This window comes from Metabacillus sp. Hm71 (assembly GCF_051842955.2).
In the GTDB taxonomy this organism is placed as follows: Bacteria; Bacillota; Bacilli; order Bacillales; family Bacillaceae; genus Metabacillus.
Window position 1 is genome coordinate 5862551 of sequence record NZ_CM200278.1, and the last position, 12473, is coordinate 5875023.

A 12473-nucleotide genomic window follows, 5' to 3' on the forward strand; every position below is an offset into this window, starting at 1 on the left:
TATTTATGTATATTCATGATAATACTAATCGAATTTTGTAAACGAAATTTAAAAGGAGTGTAAATTTTTACAAATGTTTCTGTTATATTTTTAATATTTTGTAAAATTAGGGTAAAGTGATGTAGTTTATGATTGTGCTGTTGTTATGAATCGCGGTGGAACTTAATACGGATATTACTTGGGTGGGTTCTGAAAAAAAAACACCAAGCCTTTCATTCAGGCTTGGAGCTCTACATCTATATTAACGATTACATCGTGCTGTTCTCTTTTTTAAAATCCCTTACAGGTGCTCCTGGAACTTCGTGGTGATGTCTGCATCTAGGTTCATAGGATTCAGATGCCCCTACTAAAATGATCGGATCGTGATAGGAAGCCGGCTTGCCGTTGATTAGTCGTTGTGTACGACTTGCAGGTGATCCGCATACCGAGCAAACAGCCTGAAGCTTAGTTACTAGCTCAGCAATAGCCAATAATTTCGGCACAACGCTAAATGGTTCTCCTCTGAAGTCCTGATCAAGACCTGCTGCGATGACACGGTATCCTTGATTTGCAAGAAGTGTTAAGACATCACAAATCTGTTCATCAAAAAACTGAACTTCATCAACAGCGATGACATCTGTTTTTTCAGTAATATGTTCCAAGATTTCAAGAGATGAGGCAATTGGTTTACATACGATGGCGGTGCCATTATGGGACACGACCTCTTCTTCACTAAAGCGGTTATCGATGACCGGCTTAAAAACCTTTACCTCTTGTTTTGCAAATTGCGCTCTTCGCACTCTGCGAATGAGTTCCTCCGATTTGCCTGAAAACATGCTGCCGCATATCATTTCAAGCCATCCACTTTGTTTCATTACATACATGAAAACGGCCTCTCCCTTCGTCGTCAATGCTTTCCGAGTCGATTGACCGTACCGTTCATTGGTACCTTCATCATCTATATAGACATGTTTTTCATGGAATAAATCATTTTAAAAATACCTACTTTAATATATGTAGGATCACCATTATATCGGAACCATGATCATAGTTCTACGTAAAAGTTGGCGTGAAAAAACAGGCAAGTGCAGTTCGTCTTGCCTGTTGAAAAAACCTTTATTACTGTTGCTTAAGGCCGTATTTTTTATTGAATTTATCTACACGTCCACCTGCATCTGCAAATTTTTGACGTCCTGTGTAGAATGGATGGCACTCAGAACAAACCTCAACGCGGATTTCTGGTTTTACAGAACCTGTTTCGAATTCGTTACCACAAGCGCATTTCACCATAACCTTATTATAGTTTGGATGAATTCCTGTTTTCATTCTTTTCATCTCCTTCCGCCCTGAATCATCTGAAACAGAGTTAAATATTCTAGGTGACTCGTCCGATTGACGATATCATTTCTAGAAAAGCACATGATGAAATTATAACAAGTGCTAAGAGTAAAAGCAAGCTGAAGTTAAATTTTACTAGAAAGGCGCAAGGCGACAAGCATAAGGCGAATCGGAATAGAAGGTGTTCTTTACCTTCAATTCCGATTTGACTAGACCCTAGAGGCAGTTAAAAACGCGACGTCCTGTGCTTCGCCGATGGCGCCTGGAGCTAGACGCCAACACTATGCTCAAAAAAATTGTACTTTTTCTCTGGACACAAGCGGAACCGCCTTGCTCCACAATCCCTACCTATTTCTAGCCGTCTTCATTTCAGCATCTAATTGACTAAAGAATTCTTCATTTGATTTTGTTTGACGTAATTTTCTTAAAAACTTCTCGATAAAGTCTGGGGTATCTGCCATTGATTTGCGGATCGCCCAAAGCTTATCAAGGTGATCTTTCGGAATGAGAAGCTCTTCTTTTCTAGTTCCAGAACGACGGATGTCAATTGCTGGGAAGATTCGTTTTTCTGCAAGTGAACGATCAAGATGAAGCTCCATGTTACCTGTTCCTTTGAACTCCTCATAAATGACGTCATCCATACGGGAGCCAGTGTCAACTAATGCAGTTGCAAGAATAGTTAAGCTTCCGCCCTCTTCAATATTACGTGCAGCTCCAAAGAATCGTTTAGGACGATGGAACGCAGCCGGGTCGATACCGCCTGAAAGAGTACGGCCGCTTGGCGGAATGACAAGGTTATAGGCACGCGCCAAACGTGTAATGCTATCCATTAAAATAATAACATCCTTTTTATGTTCAACAAGACGCATTGCACGTTCTAAAACGAGTTCTGCAACTTTTATATGATTTTCAGGCACTTCATCGAATGTTGAGCTGACAACATCCCCTGCTACTGAGCGTTCAATATCTGTTACCTCTTCCGGTCTCTCATCGATTAATAGAACAATTAATTCGGCTTCCGGATTATTGGTTGTAATGCTGTTTGCGATTTCTTTTAACAGCATCGTCTTACCTGCTTTAGGAGGGGCAACGATTAATCCGCGTTGACCAAAGCCTACCGGTGCAATTAAATCCATGATTCTAGTTGATAGATAGTTTGGTTTTGTTTCAAGGTAAATTTGTCTATCTGGATAGAGAGGAGTTAATGCTGGGAAGTGCACACGTTCTTTAGCCGTTTCAGGGTCTTCACCATTAACTGCTTCTACATGAAGCAATCCGTAGTAACGTTCATTTTCTTTTGGAGGTCGAACCTTACCGGAAACCTTGTCCCCATTACGCAAGTCAAAACGTCTGATTTGCGAAGCTGAAATGTAGATATCCTCAGAGCTTGGTGAGTAATTAATCGGTCTTAAGAAACCGAAACCCTCCGATTGAATGATTTCTAAGACACCTTCCATAAACAATAGATCCTCTTGCTCTGCGTTTGCCTTTAAAATAGCAAAAATTAGTTCCTTTTTCGTTAGCTTGCTATAATAGGAAATTTTAAAATGACGTGCAAGCTCATATAATTCTTTTAGTTTCATATGTTCTAATGAAGAAATTGAAACTTGATTCATAAAAACACCACTCTTTTTATTTTTCAATTTTATACCGTTGTTTTCCATCTATCGATTGTCAAATTCATTTCTGCTGGTATTAAAAAATGTATCAGATCGTTATATAACTCAATAAGAGATTTACCATCATTTATCCCAATCTTAACGGGCAGTAAAATCCCTACTTCAAGATTTAAGAGAAGCTGAGAAATACGTAGGGGATAACTGCCCGTAAAGATCCGATAAGTCTCGCCAACCAACAGTGGGGAGGGAGAAAACCCCACTGTTGGAAGTCTCGCTATATACGAATGAAGAAATATCTTGCACAATTGGATCGAGAAGGAAAATGAAGGTGAGCTTGAAGTAGATTATGCAGTAATTCATTCAATGCAGCACTCTTTATTTTTACCCTATTTCTCAGATTTAATCAATCATTTTTGGAAAATCATTTAGAAGTAAGGGGTTTTCACCTGGAGAAAGCGAGATTTTAAAACCTCGCTTTTCTATTTTGCAAGTATCTATCTTTTATCTACTTTCTAGTTTTTACTTTTTAAGGGTATACCTTTTTAAAGAAATAGGTTGTCCCTAATGCGCCTTTTAATAAGGCCACACATCTACAAAATCTTAATCTCAAACATGCTGTTTTTATGAATTTTGCAGTTGCTCGATTTCTTTATCCGATAATTTTTCACGCCAAATGGTTGCCCCAAGACCTGAAAGCTTCTCAACGAGCTGACTATAGCCGCGATCAATATGCTCAAGTCCAGTTATTTCCGTCACACCATCTGCCATAAGCCCTGCACATACAAGCGCGGCTCCAGCACGTAAATCACTTGCTTTCACCTTTGCACCTTGTAATTTTGTTGGACCAGAAACAATCGCTGAACGACCTTCAACCTTTATGGCCGCTCCCATTCTTCTCAGTTCATCGATATGCTTAAATCGTGCAGAGTAAATGGTATCTGTTACAACACTTGTTCCAGAAGCTTTTGTTAATAGAGAGGTGAACGGCTGTTGAAGGTCTGTCGGAAATCCAGGGTAAACGAGTGTTTTAATATCAACGGCCTTAAGCTCCTTTTGACCACCGACAATTAAGATTTGATCGTTGCTCGTTTCTATATGCAGCCCCATTTCTCTAAGCTTTGCAATAAGGGATTCTAAATGTAATGGAATGACGTTATCAATCATTATTTCTTTTCCCATCGCAGCTCCAATTATCATATAGGTCCCTGCTTCAATCCGGTCAGGGATAATGGAATGACGGCAGCCATGCAGTTTTTCAACTCCATCTATTCGAATAACGTCTGTTCCTGCCCCTTTAATTTTTGCTCCCATGCTTGTCAGCAATGTGGCAACATCAATGATTTCCGGTTCTTTTGCAGCGTTTTCAATAATTGTTCTTCCTTTTGCCAGTACAGCTGCAAGCATAATATTAATCGTTGCACCAACACTAACAACATCTAGATAGATTCGTGCGCCGCGGAGTTCTTCTGCCCGTAGGTAGATCGCACCTTGTTCATTTGTTACCTGTGCACCTAGTGCTTCAAAACCTTTAATATGCTGATCAATTGGTCTTGGACCTAGATGACATCCGCCCGGCAGCCCAATAACAGCTTTTTTAAACCGACCAAGCATAGCTCCCATTAAGTAGTACGATGCCCGCAGTTTTTTTACTTTTCCATTCGGCAACGGCATTGAAATCATCGATGATGGATCGACCACCATTTCATGATCTTTCAATTCGACCTTTCCGCCGATTTCTTCTAATAGATCTCCGAGTATATTCACATCAGAAATATTTGGTAATCCTTCGATCGTAACGACAGAATCCGCCAATATTGTTGCAGGAATGAGCGCCACGGCACTGTTTTTCGCCCCGCTAATATTTACGGTACCTTTCAATAAATCTCCACCGGCAACTTTTAATTTTTCCATGATAGTCTCCCTTCTTATGAAGTTGACTCCGGAAAGAACATGGAGGGTGAGCTTTGCACAAATTCGCACATCTATGTATTCACTTCACACGAAATATGCCTAACCTTCCTTAGCCATCATGTTTTCCGAATATAAGGATATCTCTTGTCAACAAAATTTTTCCGATATAAGATTAGAAAAACTCTTATGAGGAAAGGGTTAGTTCTTATTGCCTGTTAGCTTTAAAGGCGCAAGAAGCCTGTTGATCGGCGACAAGCATATGGCGAATAGGAATAGAAGGTGTTTTTTACCTTCAATTCCTATTTGACTAGACTCCAGAGCCGATTCCCTTGGAGCCAGACACCAAAAACTAATACCAATTTATATCTTCTTACTTCTAAAAAATACAAGCTGTTATCTCTTTTATTTCCTTTTATGCCTTTGGAAATACATTATTTAAATGATTTATAAAACTTCCTTTACGTTTGTTTTTTTCAGCCACCATGAACAAACAAATTTATTCGTTTTTAAAAATAGGATCTCTTACTATTAAACCATCTATTAAGCAGGACAACAACGTTTTACTACAAAGAAATCTTCTTTTAAGAAAAAAATACCAACTTTTGTGGTTTGGGGATTAACGATCATAAAGAGGTCAGAGTTTAATCAAAAAATAAAACGAACAAGCATCTGCAAGTCCGTTTTTTATAAGATCTTGATAATTGGTCAGCTAGGTTAATGATATGCGCTACTTGTTAGCGCTTTCTTAATTTTCAGAATATAACCGCCTTTAGGAGAAGGCGGCCATATTGCTATTATGCTTTGTTTGAAGAACCAAATTCACGCATTTTGCCGATTACTGTTTCTTTAATCGCGTCACGAGCTGGTCCTAAGTATTTACGTGGATCATATTCATTTGGTTTTGCAGCTAACACTTCACGAACTACTTTTGCAGAAGCAATTTGGTTTTCAGTGTTAACGTTGATTTTTGCTGTACCGAAAGAAATCGCTTTTTGGATATCTTTTGTTGGGATACCAGTTCCGCCGTGAAGAACTAATGGCATGTTTGTAAGATTCGCAATCTCTTCCATTTCTTTATAGCCTAGGTTTGGCTCACCTTTGTATGGTCCGTGAACAGAACCTAATGCTGGTGCTAAGCAGTCAATACCTGTACGTTTAACAAGTTCTGCACATTCTTGAGGATCTGCATAGATTACGCCGTCTGCTACAACGTCATCTTCTTGTCCACCAACAGTTCCTAGTTCAGCTTCAACAGAAACGCCTTTTGAATGAGCGTACTCAACAACTTTAGCAGTTGTTTCAACGTTTTCTTCAAATGGGTGGTGTGAAGCATCAATCATAACGGAAGTAAATCCAGCATCGATTGCTTCTTTACATTTTTCAAAGCTTGAACCGTGGTCAAGGTGAATAGCTACAGGTACAGTGATTTTATAGTCTTCAATAAGACCTTCAACCATTTTTACAACCGTTTTGAATCCGCCGATATAGCGTCCTGCACCTTCAGATACACCAAGAATTACTGGAGATTTCTCTTCTTCTGCAGCCTGTAGGATTGCTTGAGTAAACTCAAGGTTATTGATATTAAATTGACCTACTGCATAACCTTCATCTTTTGCTTTGTTCAACATTTCTGTCATTGAAACTAAAGGCATATCGTAAAATCCTCCTAATGAACCTTATTTTCTGATACAGAAAAGTATATCATACCTAGCTTGACCAGAATATTCACGAATATGTAGAGTCTGCATGATACTTTTCACACTTAATAGCATACCAATTTCTTCGAAAATCGGCAACATTTCGACATATATTTGGGTAATATAATGTTTTTAGTTGGTTTTAATTGGTAAGTACTTTTTTACGGCATCACGAATTTCATCAATGTCAAATGGCTTTGCAAAATGCGTAAGTGCCCCTAGATCCTTTGCTTCCTGAATCATATCCAACTCCCCGTAAGCAGTCATAATAATAACGCGAATATCCTGGTCAATTACTTTCATTCGTTTTAATATTTCGATCCCATCCATACCCGGAATTTTCATATCTAATAACACTAAATCAGGGGAATGCTTTTCAACTATTTCTAAAGCCTGGAAACCGCTGGCAGCTTGAAACGTTTGATAGCCCTCTTTTTGAAAAACCTCATTTAATAAAATTCGGATTCCATATTGGTCATCTACAATCAAGATTTTTTCCTTTAACATTGTCATTTCATACACCTCTTCGTTTTATTTTTTCCCATTCAATATGTACGAAGGTTCAGACCTTTTTAATGATGAACTGCGACATGTTCTCTTAGGTTCCAAACATACATTAGTATCAGCTTCGTTCATGATTTGTAATTGCCTTTATACAAATAGTTGAATAAAAATGTTCAATTTTACCTTTATTATTAATTCTTTTTTTACCTTGTATCTCCTGCAAAATGACTTTGATCATTTGTCGACAATTTCTGCTTATCTTTGTCATATTTTGAAAATGCGTTTTTTGCTTTTCTTTCAGATTTTTTTACTTTTCGTTATAATACCTTATACATGGGATTTGTGGAAGGAGATTTTATAAACCATGATGAAGATTTTCACGACTCAATTGACCGGACATTTTAATCGGATTCAAGAACAGGAAGAGATGAATATAGAAGATAGCGCAAGACTTCTTGCCCAGGCTTTAATTGGCGAAGGAAAATTGTACCTTTACGGATACAGGGAGCTCCATGGTGTCGTATTGGAGGCATTGCAAAGCAGTGAACCATTAGATAGGGCTGAAGCGCTTCTTGACGAAAATGGACAGATAAAGGAGCTTTCACCAGAAGATCGCGTGCTTTTATTTACCTATCGATCAACAGATGAGGAAGCAATCTCCATTGCTAAAGCTCTTTCTGATCAAGGGATTCAGCTAGTTGGTGTTTCCGCCTTAATCAAAAATGTTGAAGCAGGCTTGGAATCTGTCGCCGATCTTCATATAGATGCAAAACTTCGCCAGCCTCTAATCCCCGGCGATGACGGTGAAAGATATGGATTTCCTGCTTTAATGACCTCCTTATATGTCTATTATGCACTGAGCTTTACCATTAAGGAGATCTTAAATGAATATGAAGATGAGTATTAACTCTATATAAAAAAGCTAACGCACAATAAAGTGTACCCTTTGTAAAGGACATTTTTAAAAAAGCCTAGGCAGTTTTAAGAAGATGATCTCTGTATTGAACAGGGGTCATCTTATTTAAATTCCATTGGTATCTATAGTATTTCGAGTTTTAATTCATCCAAGGTTGTACAAGGTTTTATGTATGCCTCATCCTTAAAATGACCAAAAAATGATTCTTGAGGGGCATTATCCCAACAGTTTCCTCTTCTTGACATGGATTGGCGTAATCCTAATTTTTCAACTAACCTTTGGAAGTCAGGGTGAGTATAGTGAACCCCTTGATCCGAGTGTATTAAGGCATCTTTAGCTTTCTTAAAGTTTCTATTTTTCATAACTTTAAAAGGGTGTCTGTAGCCAAGGCAATCGTCAATCGATCTGAAACATTATAAGCTATGATTTCATTGGTAGAAGCATCCTTAATCGTTGATAAATAAGCCTTTTGACCTTTTCCATAAAATAAATAAGTAATATCTGTAAGAAGGACTTTTCCAGGTACATTCTGCTTAAATTGTCGATTTAATAAGTTAGGGAAAACACGGTGTTCGTGTGTTGCTTTCATCATTCGTCTATAAGGGTTTGCCTTTCTAATAGGGCAAATAATACCGTACTTCTTCATGATTCGTCGGATACGCTTTAAATTGTGGACAACATTAAATTGACCCGCCAAGGTCATTTTAATTTGGCGTGCCCCTTTCTTACGATTCTTATATTTGAATGCTTTTAAGATTATCTCCTTCACTTCTTCTTCCTTTTTATCTCTTTGCCTTCTTTGTTCTTGAGACTTCTCTGAGAAGTAATTATAATAACCACTTCGTGAAATACCAGCCAGTTCACACAGGTAGCTAACCATATTTTTTAGTTGATATTTTTTAATCAGTGAACGAATAAGAATGTACTTTTGGCAAGGGGGAAGTACTACTTCTTCATCCCCCTTTCTGCAAAACGAATCTTTTTTAATAGTTCATTTTCAGCCTTTAGTAAATTGATTTGTGCTTCTAATCGAGCATTCTTCTCTTCTAATGTAAGTTCTTTTTCTCTAGGTCTACCTAAGTTTTCACTTCTAGTATCACGTAACCCGGAAACTCCACTTTCTCGATAGGCAGCCCTCCACCTTTTGCCCGATGATTGAACACGTTTCATCCCAATAATATCTATGTCAAATCCACATTCCTCAAATATATCCCTAGGTAACTTTCCCTTTTCATTTTCATCAATGAAAATACGTTTAAATTCATCAGTATAAGTAATTCCTTTAGAACTAACAGATTTAACGTATTTATTAGCTGACAATTGTATGATCTCTTTATCTGTAAAAGTCTTTTTACTCATTATTTTCTCCAGTCCCCTATTGCTTATCTTTAGTTGTATTTAAATTATACAAAAAAGTACCCTATAGGTAGACTTTTTCTACGTGTCTACTCTATAGGGTACATTTTACAAGACGTTAGCTTTTTCTTATTTCTTATAACTTTTCAGCTGCTGTTAATGATGCGTGAACAAAATCACGGAATAATGGTTGCGGTCTAGTTGGTCTAGATGTGAATTCCGGATGGAATTGTGATGCAACAAACCATGGGTGATCTTTGAGTTCAATGATTTCCACTAAACGGCCATCAGGTGTAGTCCCAGAAAACACGAAGCCGGCTTCTTCCATCACTTGACGGTATTCATTATTAAATTCATAACGATGACGGTGGCGCTCATAAACAACTTCCTCTTTATAAGCTTCAAATGCACGCGTTCCTTCCTGAAGCTTACTTGGGGATAGTCCTAAGCGAAGTGTACCGCCTAGATCTTCAATGTCCTTTTGCTCTGGAAGTAAATCAATAACCGGATATTGTGTTTCCGGATCAATTTCAGAAGAATTTGCGCCTTTTAGCCCAACAACATTACGGGCAAATTCAATTGATGCAACCTGCATGCCAAGGCAAATACCTAAGAATGGCACTTTATTTACACGTGCATAAGTTGTTGCAAGGATTTTCCCTTCAACTCCACGGTCACCAAAGCCGCCAGGTACAAGGATGCCATCAACATCTGAAAGCTGTTCCTTCACGTTTTCTTCTGTTAATGTTTCTGCATTAACCCATTTAATTTCAATGTCAGAGTCATATTGATAGCCTGCATGGCGAAGTGCTTCGACAACTGAAATATAGGCATCCTGTAATTCTACATATTTCCCAACAAGACCAATCTTTGTTATTTTTGAGAGATTTGTTACGCGTTTTACAAGCTCTTTCCATTCTGTCATATCTGCTTCTTTACAATCTAGTTTTAAATGTTTGCAAACAATAGAATCTAGATTTTGTGCTTGCAGATCTAATGGGATTGAATAAAGTGTTTCCGCATCACGGCACTCAATGACTGCATTTGGATCAATGTCACAGAATAACGCAATTTTGTCTTTCATATCTTGAGACATTGGCAGTTCTGTACGAACAACGATAACATTTGGCTGAATCCCTAAGCTGCGCAGTTCTTTTACACTATGCTGTGTTGGTTTTGTTTTCATTTCGCCAGCCGCTTTAATATATGGGACAAGTGTACAGTGAATATACATTACATTGTCACGGCCGATATCACTTTTGATTTGGCGAATGGCTTCTAAGAATGGCAATGATTCGATATCCCCAACCGTACCGCCGATCTCTGTAATAACCACATCTGCTCCCGTTTCTTTTCCAGCACGGAATACACGATCTTTAATTTCATTGGTGATATGCGGAATAACTTGAACTGTTCCCCCAAGATAATCACCACGGCGCTCCTTCTTTAATACAGTTGAATAAATTCTTCCTGTTGTTACGTTATTAAACTTTGTTAGGTTGACATCGATAAAACGCTCATAGTGACCTAAATCAAGATCTGTTTCAGCGCCATCCCCTGTAACAAACACCTCACCATGCTGGTACGGACTCATTGTTCCTGGATCCACATTTATGTACGGATCGAATTTTTGAATCGTTACACTCATACCGCGGTTTTTTAATAATCTTCCTAAAGATGCAGCAGTAATACCTTTTCCTAGTGAAGATACAACTCCACCTGTTACAAAAATATACTTTGTCATGGTCTTCCCCCTCAGAAGCTATATATATTTATTTTGTACAAAAGACAATAAAATCATTAGAAAAGCGGAAGCGCCTTGCTCGGCCTCGGGCAACAAGACGTTCAGGAATAGAAGATGTTCTTTACCTTCAAATTCCTGATTGGCTTGTGACCTCGAGGAAGTCAAAAACGAGACATCCTGTCACACTGACAGCATTTGCACGTCCTGTGCTTCGGGGCTAGGCGCTGGAGCTAGACATTGACACCCAATTCAAATCATAAACTTATTTATCTTTGAACAAGCTAAAAGCACCATGCTCACGATGTATAAAATCGAGCATTCCGCATCCACTAACAATCATTAAAAACCTTCTTTTTCTACATAAAAATAGAAAGCCCCCTTTCAAACAAGTTGAAAGGGAGCTGTAATTGTATACTAAATACAAACGAATGCTTTTTTAAGAGCCCAAAATAGATTCTACCTAGTTGAAAAGGGAAAGTCAAGACGAATTATAATCTTATTTTTCTTCCTCGTCATCTAGCTCATCAAGTTCGTCTAAATCTTCATCTTCATCTTCTAAATCAAATTCATCGTCATCATCAATGAGATCATCGTCATCATCTAAATCTGTGTCATCAAGATCATCGAAATCTTCATCTTCATCCTCATCATCATCTTCATCCGTATCATCGAAGTCATCTAGCTCATCTAGCTCATCATAATCCAGATCTTCTTCAATTTCATCGAAGTCATCCTCAAGATCATCCTCAAGGCCTTTCTTCGCCTTTTTCTTCTTAGGTTTCGCAGCAGGTAAAATTTCTTCTTCGATTTGTTCGTAAGGGTACCAAGTACGTAATCCCCACATGTTTTCTCCTACACATATGAAGCGGCCATCAATATTAATATCTGTATAAAATTGAGCGATTCTATCTTCAACCTGCTCTTTTGTTAAACCAAGAAGAGTTGCTACTTCCTCTACTAGGTCACTAAAAAGATATGGTTTTTTGTTTTCTGTAAAAAGCTCATATGCAACTTCAACCATTGCCATTTCTTTGATTTGTTCCTCAGTTAAATCCTTTAGACTCAAGTACGGCACATCCTTTCTAAAATACTAAATCTATTTCATACGTAAAAATATGTATAAAGTCAAGCTTTAAGTCACATACCATTCATTATAAACAAATTCTAGCAGTTTATGCCACATTTATCACGTAAAAAATACTTTAAATTTGGCCTCCAACCTTTTATTTAGGAGGATTTTGCAACTTTGATTCAAAATCTTGCAACTATTAGTGGTTTTTTTGCAACTTTAGAAGAGAATTTTGCAACTTTGAGGAATAATCTTGCAACTTTTTCGTTTATTCTAGCATTTTATAAATTTGAAGCTAATTTATCTTTTAACTAAAAAGCTGCTCATGAACAGAGGCTTC

Annotated in this window: 10 protein-coding genes and 1 pseudogene; 2 read left to right on the top strand and 9 right to left on the bottom strand. The window is 37.9% G+C overall.

Translation table 11 applies throughout. The features are described 5' to 3' along the window. Positions 1-248 precede the first annotated feature (248 nt). The 6 genes from ACSVDH_RS28595 to ACSVDH_RS28620 form a co-directional block, all read right to left on the bottom strand. On the bottom strand, positions 249-863 hold the full coding sequence (locus tag ACSVDH_RS28595; RefSeq protein WP_439250919.1) for a thymidine kinase: 615 nt from the start codon (positions 861-863) through the stop codon (positions 249-251). A 235-nt stretch (positions 864-1098) separates the two neighbouring features. Beyond that, the gene (rpmE, locus tag ACSVDH_RS28600) at positions 1099-1305 is read right to left on the bottom strand and encodes a 50S ribosomal protein L31 (RefSeq protein WP_299093363.1); all 207 of its coding nucleotides are present in this window, start codon (positions 1303-1305) and stop codon (positions 1099-1101) included. A gap of 356 nt (positions 1306-1661) precedes the next feature. Next, positions 1662-2933, bottom strand: a complete 1272-nt coding sequence (rho, locus tag ACSVDH_RS28605) for a transcription termination factor Rho (RefSeq protein ID WP_046588517.1) — start codon at positions 2931-2933, stop codon at positions 1662-1664. A 624-nt stretch (positions 2934-3557) separates the two neighbouring features. Continuing rightward, positions 3558-4847, bottom strand: coding sequence for a UDP-N-acetylglucosamine 1-carboxyvinyltransferase (murA, locus tag ACSVDH_RS28610; protein ID WP_439250920.1), 1290 nt, complete (start codon positions 4845-4847; stop codon positions 3558-3560). 794 nt (positions 4848-5641) lie between these two features. Beyond that, positions 5642-6499: a class II fructose-bisphosphate aldolase gene (locus tag ACSVDH_RS28615; RefSeq protein ID WP_299093367.1), complete on the bottom strand. Its 858-nt coding sequence runs from the start codon at positions 6497-6499 to the stop codon at positions 5642-5644. Positions 6500-6676: 177 nt separating this feature from the next. Beyond that, a complete protein-coding gene (locus tag ACSVDH_RS28620) occupies positions 6677-7051 on the bottom strand; it encodes a response regulator (RefSeq protein WP_299093398.1) in 375 nt (124 codons plus the stop codon). 361 nt (positions 7052-7412) lie between these two features. Here ACSVDH_RS28620 and ACSVDH_RS28625 point away from each other — a divergent pair, with 361 nt between their 5' ends. After that, positions 7413-7955 (top strand): DUF2529 domain-containing protein, encoded by a 543-nt coding sequence (locus tag ACSVDH_RS28625; protein WP_439250922.1) that lies wholly within the window; start codon positions 7413-7415, stop codon positions 7953-7955. Positions 7956-8019: 64 nt separating this feature from the next. Here ACSVDH_RS28625 and ACSVDH_RS28630 read toward each other — a convergent pair. From ACSVDH_RS28630 to rpoE, 3 genes and pseudogenes are all read right to left on the bottom strand, one after another. Further along, positions 8020-9323 (bottom strand): annotated as a pseudogene (locus tag ACSVDH_RS28630) (IS3 family transposase). Positions 9324-9456: 133 nt separating this feature from the next. Beyond that, entirely contained in the window at positions 9457-11064 is a 1608-nt protein-coding gene (pyrG, locus tag ACSVDH_RS28635; protein ID WP_299093370.1) for a CTP synthase, read from the bottom strand. 496 nt (positions 11065-11560) lie between these two features. After that, positions 11561-12130 carry a DNA-directed RNA polymerase subunit delta gene (gene rpoE / locus ACSVDH_RS28640; RefSeq protein ID WP_299093371.1) on the bottom strand — a complete coding sequence of 190 codons (570 nt, stop codon included), beginning with the start codon at positions 12128-12130 and terminating at the stop codon, positions 11561-11563. Positions 12131-12310: 180 nt separating this feature from the next. On the opposite strand from rpoE, the gene ACSVDH_RS28645 reads away from it, so the two are divergent. After that, the gene (locus ACSVDH_RS28645) at positions 12311-12448 is read left to right on the top strand and encodes a hypothetical protein (protein ID WP_299093372.1); all 138 of its coding nucleotides are present in this window, start codon (positions 12311-12313) and stop codon (positions 12446-12448) included. Positions 12449-12473: the final 25 nt, after the last annotated feature.

Coding starts and splice junctions, on each gene's coding strand:
- ACSVDH_RS28595 (WP_439250919.1), bottom strand. CDS start 863: ATGTATGTAATGAAACAAAGTGGATGGCTTGAAATGATATGCGGCAGC.
- rpmE (WP_299093363.1), bottom strand. CDS start 1,305: ATGAAAACAGGAATTCATCCAAACTATAATAAGGTTATGGTGAAATGC.
- rho (WP_046588517.1), bottom strand. CDS start 2,933: ATGAATCAAGTTTCAATTTCTTCATTAGAACATATGAAACTAAAAGAA.
- murA (WP_439250920.1), bottom strand. CDS start 4,847: ATGGAAAAATTAAAAGTTGCCGGTGGAGATTTATTGAAAGGTACCGTA.
- ACSVDH_RS28615 (WP_299093367.1), bottom strand. CDS start 6,499: ATGCCTTTAGTTTCAATGACAGAAATGTTGAACAAAGCAAAAGATGAA.
- ACSVDH_RS28620 (WP_299093398.1), bottom strand. CDS start 7,051: ATGTTAAAGGAAAAAATCTTGATTGTAGATGACCAATATGGAATCCGA.
- ACSVDH_RS28625 (WP_439250922.1), top strand. CDS start 7,413: ATGATGAAGATTTTCACGACTCAATTGACCGGACATTTTAATCGGATT.
- pyrG (WP_299093370.1), bottom strand. CDS start 11,064: ATGACAAAGTATATTTTTGTAACAGGTGGAGTTGTATCTTCACTAGGA.